The organism is Avibacterium sp. 20-129 (assembly GCF_026226845.1).
Classification (GTDB): domain Bacteria; phylum Pseudomonadota; class Gammaproteobacteria; order Enterobacterales; family Pasteurellaceae; genus Avibacterium.
This window is the reverse complement of record NZ_JAKKOE010000001.1, coordinates 587028-608365: the sequence shown is the minus strand read 5'-3', so window position 1 is coordinate 608365 and position 21338 is coordinate 587028. Positions and strand designations below refer to the sequence as shown.

The 21338-nt window shown below is 37.4% G+C and carries 15 protein-coding genes and 2 pseudogenes; 12 read left to right on the top strand and 5 right to left on the bottom strand.

What is annotated here, in order from left to right; genetic code table 11:
• Window positions 1-182 precede the first annotated feature (182 nt).
• The 3 genes and pseudogenes from rpmI to tnpA all read left to right on the top strand — a co-directional run.
• Window positions 183-380 (top strand): 50S ribosomal protein L35, encoded by a 198-nt coding sequence (gene rpmI, locus L5B90_RS02815; RefSeq protein WP_005596065.1) that lies wholly within the window; start codon window positions 183-185, stop codon window positions 378-380.
• 65 nt (window positions 381-445) lie between these two features.
• On the top strand, window positions 446-799 hold the full coding sequence (gene rplT / locus L5B90_RS02810) for a 50S ribosomal protein L20 (protein ID WP_005546410.1): 354 nt from the start codon (window positions 446-448) through the stop codon (window positions 797-799).
• Between the two features lie 154 nt (window positions 800-953).
• A pseudogene (gene tnpA, locus L5B90_RS02805) lies at window positions 954-1298 on the top strand (IS200/IS605 family transposase); the annotation flags it as partial.
• Between the two features lie 225 nt (window positions 1299-1523).
• Here tnpA and L5B90_RS02800 read toward each other — a convergent pair.
• Window positions 1524-2750 carry an ATP-binding protein gene (locus L5B90_RS02800; protein WP_265762086.1) on the bottom strand — a complete coding sequence of 409 codons (1227 nt, stop codon included), beginning with the start codon at window positions 2748-2750 and terminating at the stop codon, window positions 1524-1526.
• 351 nt (window positions 2751-3101) lie between these two features.
• Window positions 3102-4163 (bottom strand): hypothetical protein, encoded by a 1062-nt coding sequence (locus tag L5B90_RS02795; RefSeq protein WP_250364379.1) that lies wholly within the window; start codon window positions 4161-4163, stop codon window positions 3102-3104.
• Between the two features lie 111 nt (window positions 4164-4274).
• Here L5B90_RS02795 and L5B90_RS11625 point away from each other — a divergent pair, with 111 nt between their 5' ends.
• The 4 genes and pseudogenes from L5B90_RS11625 (at window position 4275) to L5B90_RS02780 (ending at window position 11002) form a co-directional block, all read left to right on the top strand.
• Complete coding sequence (locus tag L5B90_RS11625) at window positions 4275-4448, top strand: hypothetical protein (RefSeq protein WP_442778758.1); 174 nt, start codon at window positions 4275-4277, stop codon at window positions 4446-4448.
• Window positions 4449-4483: 35 nt separating this feature from the next.
• Window positions 4484-4648, top strand: a pseudogene (locus tag L5B90_RS02790) (type I restriction enzyme endonuclease domain-containing protein); the annotation flags it as partial.
• A 113-nt stretch (window positions 4649-4761) separates the two neighbouring features.
• Window positions 4762-8670 (top strand): ATP-dependent RNA helicase HrpA, encoded by a 3909-nt coding sequence (gene hrpA, locus L5B90_RS02785; RefSeq protein WP_265762085.1) that lies wholly within the window; start codon window positions 4762-4764, stop codon window positions 8668-8670.
• A gap of 913 nt (window positions 8671-9583) precedes the next feature.
• Window positions 9584-11002: an SLC13 family permease gene (locus tag L5B90_RS02780; protein WP_265762084.1), complete on the top strand. Its 1419-nt coding sequence runs from the start codon at window positions 9584-9586 to the stop codon at window positions 11000-11002.
• Between the two features lie 96 nt (window positions 11003-11098).
• Here the strand turns inward: L5B90_RS02780 and metE are convergent, their stop codons facing one another.
• On the bottom strand, window positions 11099-13375 hold the full coding sequence (gene metE, locus L5B90_RS02775) for a 5-methyltetrahydropteroyltriglutamate--homocysteine S-methyltransferase (protein ID WP_265762083.1): 2277 nt from the start codon (window positions 13373-13375) through the stop codon (window positions 11099-11101).
• A 249-nt stretch (window positions 13376-13624) separates the two neighbouring features.
• Between metE and L5B90_RS02770 the strand changes: the two genes are divergently transcribed.
• The 4 genes from L5B90_RS02770 (at window position 13625) to L5B90_RS02755 (ending at window position 17351) form a co-directional block, all read left to right on the top strand.
• The gene (locus L5B90_RS02770) at window positions 13625-15256 is read left to right on the top strand and encodes a phosphoethanolamine transferase (protein WP_265762082.1); all 1632 of its coding nucleotides are present in this window, start codon (window positions 13625-13627) and stop codon (window positions 15254-15256) included.
• A gap of 106 nt (window positions 15257-15362) precedes the next feature.
• Window positions 15363-16292 carry a LysR family transcriptional regulator gene (locus L5B90_RS02765; protein WP_250350472.1) on the top strand — a complete coding sequence of 310 codons (930 nt, stop codon included), beginning with the start codon at window positions 15363-15365 and terminating at the stop codon, window positions 16290-16292.
• Window positions 16293-16302: 10 nt separating this feature from the next.
• On the top strand, window positions 16303-17025 hold the full coding sequence (locus L5B90_RS02760) for an AzlC family ABC transporter permease (protein ID WP_265762081.1): 723 nt from the start codon (window positions 16303-16305) through the stop codon (window positions 17023-17025).
• Window positions 17022-17351 (top strand): branched-chain amino acid transporter permease, encoded by a 330-nt coding sequence (locus L5B90_RS02755; protein WP_265762080.1) that lies wholly within the window; start codon window positions 17022-17024, stop codon window positions 17349-17351. The genes L5B90_RS02760 and L5B90_RS02755 overlap by 4 nt, the downstream gene beginning before the upstream one ends.
• Before the next feature lie 36 nt (window positions 17352-17387).
• Here the strand turns inward: L5B90_RS02755 and L5B90_RS02750 are convergent, their stop codons facing one another.
• Window positions 17388-19733, bottom strand: coding sequence for a TonB-dependent receptor (locus tag L5B90_RS02750; RefSeq protein ID WP_265762079.1), 2346 nt, complete (start codon window positions 19731-19733; stop codon window positions 17388-17390).
• 165 nt (window positions 19734-19898) lie between these two features.
• Between L5B90_RS02750 and L5B90_RS02745 the strand changes: the two genes are divergently transcribed.
• On the top strand, window positions 19899-20321 hold the full coding sequence (locus L5B90_RS02745; protein WP_265762078.1) for a PPC domain-containing protein: 423 nt from the start codon (window positions 19899-19901) through the stop codon (window positions 20319-20321).
• Between the two features lie 211 nt (window positions 20322-20532).
• Here L5B90_RS02745 and L5B90_RS02740 read toward each other — a convergent pair whose 3' ends face one another.
• On the bottom strand, window positions 20533-21309 hold the full coding sequence (locus L5B90_RS02740; protein ID WP_265762077.1) for a TOBE domain-containing protein: 777 nt from the start codon (window positions 21307-21309) through the stop codon (window positions 20533-20535).
• Window positions 21310-21338: the final 29 nt, after the last annotated feature.

Genomic DNA, 21338 nt, shown 5'->3' with positions numbered 1-21338 from the left:
AATTCATCCGTTTTTCTTTGCGGAAAAACAAAGTGATAATCAGGTAAACTACGCAACCTGATTTCCTTATGTAGGATAGCCCTCGGCTAACTAAATCGAAATGATCAGTGCTTTACAAGTAATAAAATTTTTATTCGCCTGATCATTAAATTTAACTTAAACAATGCGGAGTTATTTAAACAATGCCTAAAATTAAAACAGTACGTGGTGCTGCGAAGCGTTTCAAAAAAACAGCTTCTGGCGGTTTCAAACGTAAACAATCTCACTTACGTCATATTTTGACTAAGAAAACCACTAAACGTAAACGTCATCTACGTCATAAATCAATGGTTGCGAAAGCAGACCAAGTTTTAGTTGTAGCCTGCTTGCCATACGCATAAGTGTAAACAAGTAAAGCGTACGTCAAGTGAATTTTAGTTAATAATATTGTATAGGAGATTAAATAATGGCTCGTGTAAAACGTGGTGTTATTGCAAGAGCTCGCCATAAGAAAATTCTTAAGGCAGCTAAAGGTTATTATGGTGCGCGTTCACGTGTTTATCGCGTTGCGTTCCAAGCTGTAATTAAAGCAGGTCAATATGCTTATCGCGACCGTCGCCAGCGTAAACGTCAATTCCGTCAATTATGGATTGCACGTATTAATGCTGCGGCTCGTCAAAATGGCTTATCTTACAGCAAATTTATCAACGGCTTGAAAAAAGCTTCTGTTGAAATCGATCGTAAGATCCTTGCTGATATTGCAGTATTCGACAAAGTTGCATTTGCAGCATTAGTTGAAAAAGCAAAATCTGCGCTTTAATTTTTAAAGACTGATTGTTAAGGGACGCTATATAGCGTCCTTTTTCTATAAGCTCATTTTGCCAAAATAAGCATAAGAATGATTTATCAAGATTTTTTATCCGATTAAAGTACGGTGAAATTTCAGCTATTTTTATCTTGCTAAAGGGCAGACCGTAGGGCTTACTTTAAGGCGTTTATGTGATTATAGAGGCGTAGAAATTGTAGAAGCTCAGGCAATGAAAGATCATATCCATATACCTGTAAAAATACTACCGAAATTAACAGTTTCAAGTTTTATGGGATATTTGAAAGGAAAATCATCATTGATGATTTTTGAAAAGTATACAAATCTAAAATATAAATATGGCAATAGACACTTTTGGGTAAAAGGCTAGTATGTAAGTACGGTAGGCTTAAATGCCAAGGTGGTAGAGAAATATATACGTAATCAAGAAAAAGAAGATATGGTACAAGATAATTTAAGTACAAAAGAATATGTGGACCTCTTTAAGGGGTAACCAAAGTAATCTCTAAACACAGTTGTCGGTCTTTTCACACATCCCTTGAGGGATGTGTGAAGTAAAGGCCCTTATAGGATAGCCTCAAAACCGCACGTTTCACGTGCGGATTGTTATTGTAAATATTAAAAGTGCGGTGGTTTTTCCGCACATTTTTTATTTCAGGTTCTCCATCCTTTTACGGCTAGCTTTTGCAAGATATTGTATTCATTCAATAAATGTATTTTAGCCATAATTTTGTTCCCCAAATACCTTCCAAAACGGCACAATCTCAATCACTTTGCCATCAGCAATCATTTTATCTTCCTGATCAAAGGTAACGATAACGCCTTGCTCCAATTTAAAGAAATTCATCGCATCAACTAAGCCGTCCCGTTCTCGGGCGATATTTTCGGCGTTTAGCTGCCAGCAGACTTGGATAAGCTGTGTTGGGGTGCTGTTTTGGCAGATCACAAAATCGCATTCTTTGTTGTTTTCATTGTAGTAATACAGCTCTGAATATTGTCGTCTAAGTTCCCAAAATACGGCATTTTCCAGTTTTCTGCCACGATCTTGGCTGAAAGATGGGCTAATTACACGCTGTAAGCCATTGTCGATAAAATAGACTTTTCGTGGGTTAGCGAGCTGGGTTTTGTAGGAATAGGCAAATTTTGGCAACAAATGGATCACATAGGCTTGCTCTAAATGCGAAAGATATTCCTGTACGGTGGAAGTGCTTTTTACTTCAAGGCTTTGTTTGAGTTTGTTTGCACTGATTAAATTGCCCACGTTACCGGCTAAAAAAAGCAACAGACGCTTCATCGCACGTTCATCGCGAATGCCGAAACGGACGATAATATCACGGTATAAAATATCGTTAATCAAGGCGTTTAAAATCTCATCTTCATTGAATTGTAGATATTGCGGAAAACCGCCGAGAGTCAAATACTCTGAGACCACCTCGGCATTTTTTGCCTTGCCGAAAAATTCGCAAAATTCCACAAAAGAGAAAGGAAAAAGCTCTTTGCTGATGTGCCTCCCTGTCAGTTTTGTGCCTAGCTCACGGCTAAGCAAAGAGGCATTAGATCCCGTTACTATCACTTGATAGCCCTGATCGAGCTTGCCACGCACATACACTTCCCAGCCGCCAATCACTTGGATTTCATCAAAATAGAGTGTTTGAATCTGTGGGTTTTCTGCAATGATTTCATCGAGTAAGGCAAAATCGCTAAACTCAAAATTAAAAAGTTGTGGGGTATCGAAGTTGAGAAAAAGATAATTATTTTCTGCTTGTTTCTTAATAAGTTGAGTGAGCAATGTGCTTTTTCCACTACGACGGATACCCGACACGACCAAAGCAAAATTAGGCAGAATTTTGATTTTTTCCAGTATCTTGCGTGGATAGCTCTGCTGCGATAATAACTGCTGTTGCTGGCTTGTAATCGCTTGGGTAATTTCTGATTTTAACAACATAAACTAACTCCTTATCAATCTGTTTGTTACTAACAAACAAAAGTATTTGATATCAATGGAAACTATTTTATGCTAAAAATAGAGAGAAAAGCAAAGTATTCGTTAGTATCGAACATTAGTATTTGATAGTAATAGATAGTTTTGTTTTTTTCAATTCTTTTGAGTTTTTCCTTTTTTAAATGAGAAAATGCTATATCACTACATTTTTTCTAAGGAAAACTATAACATAGCAATTTTTGATAATAAGGTGGACAAACACAATACGAAATTCTTAACGTTGCTGAATCTGAGTTATAAATCAGACTAAAAAAATGCCGTCGAAAAAATTTTTTAGACGGCATCAATTTAATTTTAATTACTAAGATGTTTTTTTATTTCAGCTTCTATTTCCGAAACATATTTTTCAATATTTTCTATTTTCGAGTTAAATTGATTTTGTTGAAATTTTCTCGTTTCTAATAAATTGTTAGCGAACTTATCGACTTCATTCCAATAGTCGAATTTTAATAGCTCTGGTTCCCTAACTGTTTCAAGAGAATGACCAAAACCTTGTGATGTTTTCATAGGCTTTATGTCATTTGCAATAGCATAAAGCTTGTTATCATTTGTTGCTAACCAATGCTCTGAAATAGTATATCCATCAGGTAATTTTTCTTTTTGAACCGTACCAAAACCTATACATCGAATCCAATATGTATCCATTGCTGCATTCATAGCTGATGCTTGTATCGATTCCAAAGTATTTTTTTCTTTGCAAAAATTATTCTTAATTAGTTTTCTGCGATTACGTATTTCTTCTGGTAATTGATGAATTTCTTTTTCTTCTATATCCCAAAAGGCATATTTAGCAACTTCCATTTCAAACCCAGAAATCATATCTAAATAGTAAGAAATACCCCATAAATATTTCTCAAATTTTTTAATCCCGGGCATAACAAAATCTGATTTGTAAATTTGCTGGATAAGTAAATAAGGTAGATAAAAAGATCCTAATGCTTTCTTTTCATTTAAGCTAAGATTCGAAAAGATAAATTTTCCTTCATTTTCAATAATACTCTTATCTGTTGCTAATGGATCATCTTGATATCCTCTCCAAAATTTTTCACAAAATAAATTATATGCTTTTTGAGCATTAGATACATAACAGGTAGGCATTTCCTGTACACCTAATGCAGCCATAGTTATCTTGGGGCATTCATTAAGCAATCTGTACAACGGATATAAACCAACATCTTTTACATCATCTAATGTGGATTGCTCGGTTAAACGCTCCATGCGTTGAATGGTACAGTTATCCAAATTTATTTGAATAGTCTCTTTACAACAGTTCTTTGATTTTACATAGCGAATTAAAAAATCAATATTATCGTTATTAAAGTTTGGCGTATATATTCTCATTTCATTACTAGACATATAGTAGCTCCTGTATGTATCAGATACTTTAATTTTAAATAGAACTAATTATTTATTTAATAATACTCCTGTCAAACGCCAATTCAAGTGGAAGATCGCGATACGTAAGATGTGTTCGGCAAATATATTTCTATTTATGACATTCAATGTGTACTGGATGATAGGGCGACTGTACCGATTTTCTATGAACTGTGTGAAATCCGCTTAAATGAAAGTGATAACTTTGGGCAAGTGGTGGAAGAAGCGCAAACAATACTTGATGACGACGAGAAGAGCTTCAGATAAAATACAAATAAGCACTGAATTAATATAATGCGCATAATTTAACGATGATCGAGGCGCTTAAAGAATTATTGAAGCTTACAAAAGAATTGCAAGATCAGCTCAGCAAAGAGCAAGAATTAGGCCTTAACACGGCGGAACAGGCGTTCTACGATGCCTTAAGCCAAGACCAAAGTGCGGTGCAAATTTTATTTATTTTTTGATTGTTTTTAGTAAACTTGCCCACAAATACATAACAAGAAAACCTTGAAAATCATTCACGCTATTGATTATTTTACGCTTGATAAAAGCTAGCGTGATCTCAGATATAAAACTAATGAAAAATACAAAACACAAACAACCATTTAACCCAGTACAAAAAGCCTTATTCACTCAATTAAGCGCGATAATGAACGTGGATTATCGCCGTTTGAAAGGGCGAATTAAAGGGTTACATCAAATCAAAAATGCCCAAACGCAAGAAAAAGTGGCGGCAGAAATCCAACTACAAATTCAGCAAGCACAGGCACGTTTACAGCAACGTCAAGAAGCGGTTGGGAAAATAGAATTTCCTCAAAATTTACCAGTCAGTCAGCGCAAAGATGAAATTTTAAATGCTATTAAGCAAAATCAAGTGGTGATTATTGCGGGGGAAACGGGATCAGGAAAAACCACACAATTACCTAAAATGTGTCTTGACTTAGGTTTGGGCAAAAAAGGGCTAATTGGGCATACCCAGCCCCGTCGTATTGCTGCTCGCAGTGTTGCAACGCGTATTGCAGAAGAATTACACTGTGAATTAGGCTCATTGGTGGGATATAAAGTGCGCTTTAATGATCAAATTAGCGATGAGACTCAAATTAAATTGATGACTGATGGGATCTTATTAGCCGAAATCCAAAGTGATCCTTTTTTAAATCAATATGATACCTTGATTATTGATGAAGCGCACGAACGCAGTTTGAACAATGATTTTATTCTTGGCTATCTGAAACAGCTATTACCAAAACGCCCTGATTTAAAAGTTATTATCACCTCAGCAACCATTGATGTAGAACGTTTTTCTCGCCATTTTAATAATGCCCCCATTATTGAAGTTTCAGGGCGAACTTACCCTGTTGAAGTGCGTTATCGTCCTGTGATTGAAACGGAAGAACAAGATCAAATTCAAGCTATTCTCAATGCGGTTGATGAACTGCAAGCAGAAGGGCGGGGCGATATTTTGATTTTCTTGAACGGTGAACGTGAAATTCGCGATACTGCTGAAGCATTAGAAAAGCAGCAACTAAAACATACTGAAATCTTACCGCTCTTTGCACGTTTGTCGGCACAAGAACAAAATAAAATTTTTCACCCAAGTGGCTTAAATCGTATTGTATTGGCAACGAATGTCGCTGAAACTTCACTGACCGTGCCAGGTATTAAATATGTGATTGATCCAGGAACTGCACGCATTTCTCGTTATAGCTATCGTACAAAGGTACAACGTCTTCCGATAGAACCTATTTCACAAGCCTCGGCTAATCAACGTAAAGGACGTTGTGGACGTGTATCAGAAGGGATTTGTATCCGCCTTTATTCAGAGGAGGATTTTAACCAACGTCCAGAATTTACTGATCCTGAAATTTTACGCACAAATTTAGCCTCGGTGATTTTGCAAATGACGGCACTCGGGCTAGATGATATTAGCGCATTTCCTTTTGTAGATGCCCCCGATAAACGCCATATCCAAGATGGCATTAAATTATTGGAAGAATTACAAGCTTTCCAAATCGTGAAAACCAAGCACGGCGAAAAACGCCAGCTTACACAAATTGGACGCCAGCTTGCTCAGCTACCTGTTGATCCACGCTTGGGAAAAATGTTGCTCAGTGCAGTAAATAGTAATGCCTTACACGAGGTAATGATCATTGTAGCCGCACTCTCTATTCAAGATCCTAGAGAGCGCCCACAAGAAAAACAACAAGCAGCAGATGAAAAACATCGCCGTTTTGCGGATAAAAAATCTGATTTTCTGGCTTTTTTAAATTTGTGGAATTATTTGCAAGAACAGCAAAAGGCACTGAGTAAAAATCAATTCCGCCGTTTATGTCAGAAAGATTATTTGAACTATATCCGTGTACGTGAATGGCAGGATATTTATCATCAAATTCGTTTAACCGTGCGTGAAATAGGTTTGCCGATTAATTCGCAAACAGCAGAATATACCCAAATTCACACCGCACTTTTGGCTGGCTTACTTTCTCATATTGGTATGAAAGAAGCGGAGAAGCAACAATATTTAGGCGCAAGAAATGCCCATTTTGCTATTTTTCCGAATTCTGTGCTATTTAAAAAACAGCCCAAATGGTGTATTGCCGCAGAATTAGTGGAAACCTCAAAACTATGGGGGAGAATGGTGGCAGAGATTGATCCTGAATGGATTGAGCCTTTAGCTCAACATTTAGTGAAAAAATCTTATGCTGAACCACGTTGGTCAAAAGCTAAAGGGGCAGTGATTGCCAATGAAAAAGTAACCCTTTATGGTGTGCCAATTGTGGCAAGTCGTCCAGTCAATTATGGACGAATAGATCCGATTGTCAGCCGAGAAATCTTTATTCAATCAGCATTAGTTGAAGGAAATTGGCACACTAAACACGCCTTTTTCTTACAAAATCAAAAGCTTATCCGCGAAGTGGAAGAATTGGAACATAAAAGCCGTCGTCGAGATATTTTAGTTGATGAACGCACATTATTTGACTTTTATGATCAACGCATTGGCACGGAAGTGGTGTCGCAAAAGCATTTTGATACTTGGTGGAAAAAAGCTCGCCAACAAGATCCAGAATTGCTTAATTTTGAAAAAGCCTTTCTTACCAATGACAATGCGAATGTCAGTGAGTTAGATTTTCCGAATTTCTGGCATCAGGGTAACGTAAAATTAAAACTGAGCTACCAATTTGAGCCGGGTATGGAAGCCGATGGGGTAACCGTGCATATTCCCTTGCCATTGCTGAATCAAGTAGAAATGCAAGGTTTTGACTGGCAAATTCCGGGGCTACGCAAAGAGCTGATTATTGCGCTGATTAAATCCCTGCCAAAAACCTTACGCCGCCATTTTGTGCCTGCGCCGAATTATGCGGAAGCCTTTCTTGGGCGGGTGAATGATTTAGATAAACCGTTGTTAGAAACCCTTTCTGCGGAATTGCGTAAAATAACAGGCGTTTATGTTGCCCCTGATGAATGGAATTCAAGCCAAATTTCACCGCACTTAACAATGACGTTTCGTGTCGTCAATGAGAAAGGGAAAAAAATTACTGAAAGTAAAAATTTAGATGAATTAAAAGTCCATTTAAAAGAGCAAGTGCAAGAAACGTTGTCAGCAGTTGCAGATGAAGGTATTGAACAAACTGGTATTCATTTATGGAATTTCGATCAGTTACCGCAATATTATGAACAGAAAAAACAAGGCTTTACCATCAAAGCCTATCCTGCCATTGTGGATGAAAAAGAGTCTGTGGGAATTAAATTGTTTGAAACAGAATTTGAACAAGCAGTGGCAATGGAACAGGGGCTACGCCGTTTATTATTACTCAATGTTCCATCACCAATAAAATATTTACACGAAAAACTGCCGAATAAATCAAAATTGGGACTCTATTTCACGCCCTTTGGTAAGGTACTGGAATTAATTGACGATTGTATTGCTTGTGCAGTGGATAAATTAGTGCAAGATTTTGGCGGTTTTGTATGGAATGAGCAGGATTTCGAGCGCTTAAAAGAGCATATTCGTGCAAATTTAAATGAAACCACGGTGGAAATTGCCAAACAAGTTGAAGAAATATTGACACGGGTCTTTGAAATCAATAAACGTTTAAAAGGCAAAATGGATTTCACCTTAGCTTTTGCACTTTCAGATATTAAAGCGCAAATTAATCATCTGATTTATCCAAATTTTGTACAGAAAACAGGCTATCAACGTTTACCCGATTTATTGCGTTATTTGCAAGCTATTGATAAACGTATGGATAAATTACTGCAAGATCCTAATCGTGATCGCGCCGCAATGCTAAGAGTAGAAAACGTACAAAACGCGTATCAGCAGTTATTACTCAAACTGCCAAAATCGAAGCCAATCCCAGCAGAAGTGGCGGAAATTCCTTATATGATAGAAGAATTAAGAGTAAGTTTATTTGCTCAACAATTAGGGACGAAATATCCTATTTCAGATAAGCGGATTTTGAGTGTGATTAATACATTGGGGTAACAGTAAATTGCTAGAATAGAAATAATGACTTTTTTCTATCTCTTTTTGCTCTTTGAGCAACTAACTTTCTTTTGCTTACCCAAAAGAAAGTTAACAAAGAAAAGGGAACCCCGCTCAAACCGCTTTTTCCTCATTCCAATAAAATTTTCTTAACGAAAAGTAAGCCTGATGTTCGCTTCGCTCTCGCTCGGCGTGACTTTTCTAAAAATTTTATTGCCATTCGGGCGGTTTGGACGGGGAATGTGGTTGGCTTAAATTTAAAGTGCGGTGGAAATTTTGGATTTTTTAAAATTTATTGAAAAATCACCGCATTTTAGTTAAAAAATGGAAAAATAAAACTTACTTTCTATATTTGTATGAATTTTAAATAAAATGTAGAAGAAATAAAGAATTAATCTCCCGTGTAAATTGCCCGAATGGAAAGAAAATTTTTAGAAAAGTCACGCCGAGCGAGAGCGAAGCGAACATCAGGCTTACTTTTCGTTAAGAAAATTTTATTGGAATGAGGACAAGCAATTTAGTCGGGGGCTTTTTTCTTTGCCTACTTTCTTTTGAGCAAGCAAAAGAAAGTAGGTCGTTCAACGAGCGAAATTCGTGATTAATCCCAAAGAAAAAAGACATTTAAGGTAGAATAAAAAATCTTCTGCGATGTCAAATTTGCCTAACACACTTGCCCAACTGTTTGCCCCTTGTACATAATTTGGCTTTCATTTTTTGTATGGAAGTGTGCGTTAAATTGTCGATAACAAAAAATTAAAAATAGTTAAAAAAGTTAGTCGTAATTTTAACTTTTCATTAATAATTTAGCGGAAAAAATAAATCAAAGAAGTCATTTATTTGAATGGGATCACAGCAAATTCTAAGTAAATTCTTTATATTAAACAAGCGGAAATCAAACAGTTTGAGGTTTTATATGGGAATTAAACAATATTGGCAAGGAATGCAAACCTTTAATAATAAAAAATTTTTTTGCTTTCTTTTTTCTATTATTTTTGCCTTATTGCTTACCTTGCTTGCTTCTGATGCAAGTTTTACAAAAATTCAAAATTATGTGCTATTTCTACTCTTTTTTTCCATTAGTTTATGGGTAACAGAGGCCATTCCGCCTTTTTCCGTCAGTATTTTGATTGTAGGGTTTCTTGTACTGATAATGGGAAAAAGTGAGGCCTATGATGCAATGAAATATTTGCAGACGTGGTCAGATAGTGTGATTTGGCTATTTTTAGGTGGATTTTTCCTTGCGGAAGCAATGAAGAAAACCAAACTTGATGTAATGTTGTTAAAAGCTGTGCTACCAAAATTTGGCACAAATCCCCTTTATGTGCTGTGGGGGCTAATGCTCGTTACCGCGGTGATGTCAATGGTGATGAGTAACACCGCAACCACGGCAATGATGATCGCCACAATCAGCCCATTATTCTCGCGTTTATCTGAACAGGGGCATTTATCTAAAGCGTTACTATTAGGCATTCCTGCGGCAGCTTCGGTGGGGGGAATGGGGACAATTATTGGCTCTGCACCGAATGCTATTGCCGTGGGAGCATTAGAAAAATTGGGTTATCCTATTTCCTTTTTAGAGTGGATGATGGTCGGCGCGCCTTTAGCATTTTTATTGCTCTTTATTTTCTGGCGGGTATTAATTTATAAATACAAATTAAAACATCAGGCACCTTTGCGTTTTGATTTTTTAACCCAAGATGAAGAAGACACAACCAACCAAGAAAGATTACATAAAACGATCGTACTAATTATTTTAGCGATCACGCTATTTTGTTGGCTGACTTCTAAATGGATAGGCATTCCTGTTGCCGCAGCTTCCGGCATTCCCATCGTTGGCTTAACAATGACAGGCGTGCTAGAGGCAAAAGATATTCGCCGTTTACCTTGGGATACCTTAATGCTCGTTGCAGGTGGATTGGCGTTAGGGCTTGCGATTGAAGAACAGCAAATCGCCACACATTTTGTTGATAAAATTAGCCATATTCAAGTGAGTTTTGTCTTATTGCTGATTTTATTTGGTTTTATCACGGTGTTATTGTCGAATTTTATGAGTAATACCGCCGCAACAACGATTCTTATCCCGATGGGGGTATCATTACTTGCAATGGTAGGGGGTGAAGGTGCGAACCCAACGATTTTGCCTTTAGTGATCGGGTTAAGTGCGTCTTGCGCTTTGTTTTTACCCGTTTCCACACCGCCAAATGCCATTGCATTTAGTACGGGATTGATCAAACAATCTGAATTTCGTTTAGGCGGGGTAATCATTGGTTTACTGGGGCCTGCACTGACAATTGTGTGGATAATGTTATTGGCAACAGTTCATTTGGTTTAGAGAAAGGCAACGCTAAGATCGTTATGCTTTTTCGTGCGAAAAACCACAATAAAAAACCACCGCACTTTTAAAGTGCGGTGGTTTTTTATCTATTTTTTATTGAGCGAGTTCAGCGCGTAATTTCTTCGTCACATCAACCATCACTTCTAATTGTTGTAAGGTTTCTGTCCAACCACGGGTTTTTAAACCACAATCTGGATTCACCCATAAACGCTCTTTTGGTACAACATTCAACGCTTTACGTAGCAGATGCTCAATTTCTTCTGCTTTTGGTACGCGTGGACTGTGAATATCGTACACACCCGGGCCAATATCATTTGGATATTTGAAATCGGCGAAAGCGTTTAGCAATTCCATATCTGAACGTGAGGTTTCAATGGTAATCACGTCGGCATCAAGTGCGGCGATAGCCGGTAAAATATCGTTAAATTCGGAATAACACATATGTGTGTGAATTTGCGTATCATCTTGCACGCCCATTGAGCTTAAACGGAATGCCTCGCCTGCCCATTGAAGATAGGCGTCCCAATCCGCACGTTTAAGCGGTAAACCTTCACGGATAGCCGGCTCGTCAATTTGGATCACTTTAATGCCTGCTTTTTCTAAATCTAACACTTCGTCAGACAGGGCAACACCAATCTGTTTACACACTGTTGCGCGTGGAATATCGTTACGTACGAAAGACCATTGTAAAATGGTAACGGGGCCGGTGAGCATTCCTTTCATCACTTTGTTGGTGAGACTTTGGGCATATTGCGACCAGCGAACCGTCATTGGCACAGGGCGAACTACATCACCATAAATAATTGGTGGCTTAACGCAACGTGAACCGTAGCTTTGCACCCAACCAAATTTGGTAAACGCGAAGCCGTCTAATAATTCACCAAAATATTCCACCATATCGTTACGCTCTGCTTCACCGTGTACCAACACATCTAAGTCCAGACGCTCTTGCTCACGCACGACTAGCTCAATTTCTTTTTTCATTGCGGCTTCGTAGTCTTCAAGGCTTAATGTGCCTTTCTTAAATTGCGCACGGACTTGACGAATCTCACTGGTCTGTGGGAATGAACCGATATTAGTGGTTGGCAATAAAGGTAAATTTAACCACGCATTTTGTTTGGCAATACGCTCAGCAAATGGCGATTTACGTTGATCCGCTCCTTCTGGCAAATTGGCTAAACGTTCAGCGACTTCTGGGCGATGAATTTCTGTGCTGTTGGCTCGCGTATCAGCAGCAGCTTGACTGGCATCTAATTCTGCTTGAACGGCTGCACGACCTTGTTCAAGTGCGGTTTTAATGACCGATAATTCTTGTACTTTTTGTAACGTGAAAGCAAGCCAGCTATAAAGCGCAGGTTTGTTTTCTTTTAGTTGCACTTCCACAGATAAATCATAAGGGCTATGCAATAAAGAGCAGCTCGGGGCAATCCATAAACGTTCGCCTAATTGTGCTTTTAATGGCTCAAGCACATCTAATACTTGATTTAAATTAGCACGCCACACATTGCGTCCGTCGATTACGCCAGCGGATAGTACCTTATCATAATCGCTAAAGACGGCAAGCTGCTCAGGCGCACGCACTAAATCAATATGTAAACCGTCTACAGGGAGTGATTTCAATAAGTTCGCGTGTTCAGCCACCGAACCAAAATAGGTGGCTAAAAGTAATTTTACGTTTACTTTTTCGCTTAATTCAGCATAAACAGCCTGATAAGCGGCTACCCATTGTGCTGGTAAATCTACCGCAAGTGCAGGTTCATCAATTTGAATCCATTCCACGCCTTCTGCGGCTAAGGCATTTAGGATTTCTACATAAATAGGCACGAGTTTATTTAAGAGTGTAAAGCGATCAAATGCGTCGCCTTTTTCTTTACCTAAATGTAAGAAGGTTAATGGACCAACAATGGTTGGTTTCACCGTTAAGCCAAGCGCTTTTGCTTCACGAATTTGTTGTACATAATGAGCTGGATTGGCTTTAAATTCGGTGTTTTTGTGGAATTCTGGCACTAAATAGTGGTAGTTAGTGTCGAACCATTTTGTCATCTCAATGGCGAATTGCTCTTTGTTACCGCGTGCTAGTTGGAAATATTGATCAAGCGTTAATTGTTGGCTATCAAAACCGAAACGCGCAGGAATTGCCCCTGTTGCCACCTGTAGATCCAAAATATGATCGTAAAAGGTGAAATCTGCCACTGCCACATAATCTGCCTTTGCTGCCGCTTGGTGCTTCCAGTTAATTTCGCGTAGCGCTTTGGCGATATCCAATAAATCTTGCTCCGCAATCTCGCCACGCCAATAACGCTCTTGGGCAAATTTAAGCTCACGTTTTGCCCCAACACGAGGAAAACCTAAAAGATGAAATGTTGTCATAATCGAACTCCTGTTTTTATTATTAACCAAATAGACGTCTAAACGTCTTTCTTGCGTCTAATAATGCCGAAAGGCTCTATATTATGCAATATCATAATTTTCACAGTTTGTATGAATTAAATTAATGTAGGTGTTTATGTTGGAAAATTTACTTAAAAAAACACCGCACTTTGGTTAGCAGGCTTTATTTATATCACGCATTATGTTGTGCTACAATTTCGTTCATTTTAATCTGCTAGGATCATCAAAATGAAAAAAGCCTTATTTCTCATTGTGTTATACAGTGTGATATTACTTGTAAGTGAATTACTCTATCGTATTGTATTTTCTGTTCCAGTCTTGCCAGTTGGCAAATTAGCTGAGAATTATGCGTTTATTTTAGTCTTTGTTGCATTATTATATTTTGTTAAATCAAGAATAGTGCAGTACTTACTGCTTGCTTTCTTTGCAATGAGTTTCATTGGTAATAATATCCATTATGCTGCTTACCAGGGCTGGATTACACCAATGAATTTATATTTGCTTTTTAAAGAATGGCATGAAGTGGTAGGGGCGAGTAGCTCATTAATTGAAAAGACGTTATTTCCCGCATTATGGGGATTGCTAGAAGTGATTTTGATAAGCTCTATTTTATGTTTCCAACGTAAGCGTTCTTGGATTGCAGATGGGGCATTTTTTCTCTTAATCATATTCGGTCTTGCGCGTGTTGCTTTAGATGAAAGTAGAAGTATCATTTCTCCAAAACTTTCTTATAGCCGAATTAAAACAAACTATCTTAGTTTAAGTTCATTTGTAGGGCATACTTTACCCTATAAATTTTTGCATTTAAGTGTGGTGCCTGATTATCAAATGGCAGAGCCACAAGTCGCAAGTAAACCTAAAGTTCGTAATATTATTTTCTTACTTGGTGAGAGTGAAAGCGCTAAACACGTCAGTTACTTTGGCTATAATTTTGCAGACAGACAGACAGACAGACAGAGAGACAGACAGAGAGAGACAACGCCATTTTTAACGCGGTTTGCTCAATCTGATGCTCAACCTATTGTCAAAGAAACCTATTCAGCAGGATTACTTACTGCAATTGCACTTCCTTCTTTATTCAATGCTATTGAATACCCAAATGGATTATCCCAAATTTCTAAAGGTACAACGAATTTATTTCGTTTAGCTAAACAGCAAGGCTATCAAACTTATTTTTATACTGCACAATCTCAAGAGGATATGGATCTGCTTAATTTATTAGGTAAAACGTGGATTGATGAGCTGAAATATCCTACAGATCTTGGTTTTGGATTTAAACAACATATGTCCGATAGGGAATTATTACCCTTATTGAAAAAGATTAATTTACAGGAAGGTAATCATTTTATTATTTTACATCAGCGCGGTTCACATATGCCTTATGGCAAGATTTTAACTGCGGAGCAAAAAGTATTTGGCGATAAAACAGCAAATGATGAATATGACAATACTATTTATGCCACCGATCAGCTAATGAAAGCCATTATTCATTATTTAGAACAGCAATCAGCGCAAGATTGGCTGTTTGTTTATACTTCTGATCACGGGCAGTTTGTTACCCCCGAGCGTCATATTCAGGCAACAATGGACGAAGATAATTATCTTGTGCCGACAGTGTTATATACCCCTGACAGAGTGTTGCAACAGCAATTACATCAAGATTTTTCACAATGTGATCGCTTATTTCATCAACAAATTTCAACTTTATTACTCAATCTTTTTGGCTATAAGCAGGAGATCAGTTCGTGTAAGTTAGGGTATGTGAATAATAATGATCTAACTGGGGATCAAGGATATTTAAAGATTTCTCCTCCATATACAAATTTCGTTATGCCAACAATGATGAAAGATAAGAATTAATAAATTTTTAAATAAAAACCACCGCACTTTATATTAATCATTAAAGTGCGGTGCTTTTTTGTTGTATAATTTTCATTATCTTGTTTTATATCTATGAATCCATTTAATGAAACCCACATTTTTAGAAATTCGACATCTTAAAACACTGATTGCATTAAAAGAAACGGGGAGTGTTTCTTTAGCGGCGAAGCGTATTTATTTAACGCAATCAGCCCTTTCTCATCAGATAAAGTTATTGGAAGATCAATATGGTCTTGCGCTATTTGAGCGAAAAAGTCAGCCTTTACGCTTTACGGCGGCTGGCGAGCGTTTGATTAAATTAGCAAATGAAGTGTTACCACAAATTATTGAGGCCGAGCGAGATCTTTCACGAGTGAAGCAAGGGGAAGCGGGGGAGCTGCGCATTGCGGTAGAATGTCATACTTGCTTTGACTGGTTAATGCCCGCAATGGATAGTTTTCGCCAACATTGGCCTTTAGTGGAGTTAGATATTGTTTCTGGCTTTCATACTGATCCTGTTGGGCTATTATTAACCCATCGTGCAGATTGGGCGGTGGTTTCGGAGGTTGAAGAGACTGTCGGTATTACCTATAAACCGTTATTTTCTTATGAGATGGTGGGATTATGTGCGAAGGATCATTCTCTTGCCAATAAAGCGGTTTGGCAGGCGGAGGATTTTCTTGATCAAACATTAATTACCTATCCTGTTCCTGATGATATGTTAGATTTACTGAAAAAAGTGTTGCAGCCTGCGGGGATCAATCCTACTCGTAGAACAAGTGAATTGACCATTGCGATTATTCAGCTTGTAGCGAGTAAAAGAGGGGTGGCAGCATTACCTTTTTGGGCAGCAAAACCTTATTTAGATCGAGGCTATATTGTCGCGAGAAAGATCACTTCACAAGGGTTATATAGTAATCTTTATGGAGCATTTCGTGAAGCTGATACAGAGGTTGCCTTTGTTGAGGATTTTTATGAGACAGTGAAAGCCCAAAGTTTTTCAACCTTGCCCGGATTATCCATTTTAGAAGAGTAGCGAGATAAGTATGATTGCAACGCAAAATAAGATTTGGAAAAGCGCAAAAGCGGCATTTCCTTATTCTTTACCTATGTTGGTTGGTTTTTTATTTTTAGGGTTTGCATACGGGCTTTATATGAAAGGACTAGGTTTTAATGCTTGGTATCCTTTTTTAATGGCATTACTGATTTATGCAGGCTCTGTGGAGTTTATTGTTGCTGGGGCATTGATGGGGGTATTCACGCCCGTTTATGTTTTTTTATTAACCTTGATGGTGAGTTTACGTCAAATTTTTTATAGTATTTCTATGTTGGAGAAATATGGCAGTGGTGTAGGTAAAAAACGTTGGTATCTGATTAGTTCACTGGTTGATGAGAGTTTTTCACTGAATTATGTTGCGACTATTCCTTCGCATTTAGATAAAGGATGGTATATGTTTTTTGTCAGCCTTTATCTTCATATTTATTGGGTGTTAGGCGCACTGTTAGGAAATGTATTCGGCAATATTATTCCTTTTGATCTCAAAGGCATTGAGTTTGCAATGACCGCACTATTTTTAGTGATTTTTGCAGAAAATTGGCTTAAGGAAAAATCGCATAAGAGTTCGTTATTAGGTATTGGTGTGGCATCGTTGTGCTTGCTTGTTGTCGGTAAAAATTATTTTCTTCTTCCTACATTAGCGATTATTTGGTTACTTTTAACCTTATGGCGAGCAAAATTGAATGTAACCTTAGAACAGGTGGAAAAATGACATTAATCCAACAAATTATTACGATTTCTCTTGCTGTGTTAGCCGTTCAATTAACAAGATGGTTACCTTTTTGGATCTTTCCTGCTGAGCGTCCTATTCCTGAATATATTCGTTATTTAGGTAAAGTATTACCGCCAGCAATGTTCGGTATGCTTGTCGTATATTGTTATAAAAATATTGATATGAATACTGCCTATTTTGGCGCACCTGATTTTATTGCAGGGGGAATTGTATTAGCGTTACATTTTTGGAAAAAGAATATGTTTCTTTCCATCATTGCAGGAACAGTGATTTATATGTTTTTAGTACAGATGGTGTTTAAATAAAGAAACCACGCTGATTAGACGTGGTTTCTGCGAGTATTAAAATTTGATATTTAAACCTAAACTGGCATTTCTTCCCGCTAATGGAGCGAGAAATTTTAATGATGACGTATTAGAGCGCGCTTCTCTGTTCGTCATATTATTTACATTGAGATAAAGCTCAATTTCTGTTTGTTTCCAAGGATAGGTATAGCTGATGCCTAAATCAACAAGTGTGAAAGAAGGAACGGAAAGTTTTTCATCAATTTCATTGCTGACATTTTTTTGTGTTTTGTAATGAATAGCAGAAATAAATCCTTTCCATCGATCATATTCAATATTCAGATCGGCGCCAAATCGAGATGATGGTAAATTAGGTAAATAGTTTCCTAGCCCAGTTAGACGATGAGGGAGTTTCTGTTTGACTTGATCATAAAAAGTATGCCAATACCAAGTACCGAAATGAGCAGTTTCCATCGTATAAGTTAAATCTAATTCCCATCCAGTTAAGGTAAATGGGGTCTGACGCCATTCTTTTACCATTAAACCATTTCGTGCGACACCGGTATAACCTAAATAAGTAAAATGATCGAATTTTGTTTGATACCAGTTTAGGCTAATATCGAAAGGATCAGGGCTATATCCGAGAGAAAATTCCCACGTTTTACTCTTTTCTTTCGCAAGCCGAGCATCACCATTTTCTTCGATTAATAACGCATAGTGGTTATTATTCGCATATAATTCATTCATTTCTAAGGCGCGTTCAGCAAAGGTGCGTTGAATTCTGAGGTAGCTATTGTCAGTTGGATTAAATTGCAGAGCAAGATGACTATTTTGCAAATAAAATTGACGATCTTTCGCATAATAGCCACCTATCCCTCTTGCCGTGCCAGCAACATTCTCACCTAATTTATACCGCACTTTTTCAATACGATGTCCTGCTTCTAGCATAAATGGAGAAAGATCAAGGGTTTCAATACCATATACACTATAAGATTTTCTTGTTAAATGAGGCAAATAAGCATCTTCTCCATTTGGTTGTACGTGTTGATGAGAAAAATCAGTACCAATTGTGCCGATCAGGCGTCCAAATAAAGGTTGATGGCTTGCATAGAGGCGATAACTGTAATTTTTTGACTGAAATCCATTAGAAAGTACATCACCAAGGTATTCATTATCTTTAGCTTGTTGATAATTTACTTGTAAATCAATGGCATCGATACCAGTAAATGGTGTTTTCCAATGTGTTCGCCAGTCTAAGCGATGAGTTTTATTTTTCACATTGACTGGCGCATAACCATCTATGGTTTGGGTATTTAAATAAGCAAACCCCGGTACGCCATAATCCGCATCATAATAATGCCAAGCAATGCCTGAGTAACCAAAATCACTAATGTAACTCGTACCAAGCGTAAAGGTACGTGTTTGCGAGTGGCTATTCGGTATTTTTCCGTACGGATAAGAACGATATTCTTTCATTTCACCAAATTTCTCTGCATAGTAAGGGCTATTTGGTACATATAAAGGATTTGGTGGGTTTTGCACAAAAACATTACCACGGTTATTCGTATATTTATCTTCTTCAGTAAGACCTAAGCTCGTATCTTGATAATTATCTAAATAATATTGACTAATATATTTGAAATAGGCTGGATTAATTGTTGTTAATACAGGAATACTTACCTGACATTGACGCTGTAAATCTGTCCGAGATTGTAGATAGCTTTTATCATAGCAAACAGAAGATTTGGTTCGATGAGGTATTTTTACAGAAGAAATCTTACTGATACTTCCACTGATATGCCCTGCCCAATGTTCATCATTACTCAGATTGAGCTGAAATAGCCCTTGGTTTGGCGCATTAATTCCTTTATTTAGGGTTACTTGTCCGCTTATTTTTTGATGCGAAATTTTATTAGGGATTGAATTATCTAATACATTCACTGCACCACCAAGGCTACGTCCACCGTATAGAATACTGGCACTTCCTTTGTTGATTTCAATTTCTTTTGCATTTAATGGATCGACAGAAGTTGCAAGATTACCACTTACTATAGCTAAGTCATTGATCGGCATATTATTTTGTAAAACAGTAACACGCTGACCTGATAATCCTCGAATAATAGGACGACTTGCATTTGGTCCAAAAGAACTGCTTTGTACACCTGAGGTTTTATCTACGACTGAACCAATGGTTGTCGAATAGTTCTGTTTTAATTGCTGTTCGGTGATTTTATGTTGCGTATGCAAATAATGATCGGGTACCGCGGTTGGAGAAATGGTGGTTTCAACTAAAATCGGCGCTAATTGTTGGCTATTTTCTCCATTTTGCTCCGCATTTGATGGCATTGTACTCGCTGCTGCGATTAAAAATAATGAAATTTTATGAAATTCAAAAGATTGCATTTATACACCTTATTTTTTAATGAAAAATAAGTGGGAATGCTAACATAAAATGGCTAAAAGTAAATGGAGATAAAGAAACTTTATTATTTTTACAAAATAAGTGATAACATAATAGACACACCATCCATTTTTATGGTGTGCTATTTTTATCTAACGAGAGAGGAAATGATGAAAACATTAAACAAAATTTACTGTGCATTTTTAGCTGTAGGTCTTATCGGTTTATCAGGTTGCGAACAAGCCACAAAGACTGATACCGCTGCAACAAAAACAGATGTTGTTGAACAAGCTCAAGCTAAACAAGAGACTGAAAATACTCAGGCGTTTGTTCAACATTATGAAGGAAAAGTTACTGGCTATGATTTCCAAAGTTATCCTTTTGAAGGAAAAAAAGGGCAAACATTAATTGTTAAACTGGTTACCCAAGGGAATGTAGATGCTTTCTTATATGGATATGATGATTATTCTTATGGTGAAGCTTATACGCTACCAGAAACAGGACAATATGAATTACGAGTAGGTCAGCCTAGAGCAGCCTCCTATAAAGATAGGACTTCTAGCTATGAGTTAACGATTGAATTGAAATAGTATCAGCGTTAAATTTTAACTTATTCTTTGATAAACCTATTTTATCGCCGTTTAAATTTGGAATGAAACGAGATGGCACGTTACAGGCAATGCAATAAAGCAAGCCTATAACGTGCCATCTTATTTCAAAATTTGAAAAAATATACCGAAAATCGCAAAATCAAAATGAGGCAGGGCAGTTTGCTAAATAGGCTATTTAGCTAACACAATGCTAGTAGAGTGTGAGTAAAACGATTTGTTCAGGATCAATATAGCAAAAGAGTTTATCACCTTGTTGGAAAGAGGAATGTTCGTCAAGGCTAGCACAGCATTCTAATTGCTCATTTAGGGTGAGAATTGCTTCATTAGTGTGATTTTGATGGTTGATATAGGATAAAAGTGCGGTGAAAATATTACAGGTTTTTTGCGGTTTTTTAGCGAATAATTTTACCCAAGGCGCTTTGATCATTAGCATTACTTCTTTACCTAAATGAAGCTGTAAACGTACTGCACTTTGTGCGGTGATAAAGGCAATAATAGGCTGATCGAAATGGGGAAGTTGGATTTCCACAGCGCAATGATTGTTTTCTTGTGTTAGGCTTTTCACTGTACCAAAAAACTGATTTCTGGCACTACTTTGCAAAGAAAAACGCGCCGTAGCAGTCAGTAAACTATCAAGGGGAATTTGTTCATCTTGTAGAATTTGAAAGGCTTTTTGTTGTGTTTCTTGCAATAGATCGTAGAGTTTTAATAATCGCTTGGCATAATTTGTCAGTGTTGTACCGCCACCATTTTTTCCACCTGTATTACGTTCTAGCAAAGGCATCGGGCTGAGGCTATTCATTGCTTCAAGATGATCCCAAGCACTTTTATAACTCACGTTGGCGTTTTTTGCTGCTTGGCTGATAGAACCAGATTCGGCAATTTTACGTAATAAACGCATTCGTTTTGGATCAACAAAAAGCTGCTGTTGTAATTTTATACTGAGCAATACTTCACTATTTAACATTATTCCCCTCAAATCCCCAATAGAGTTTG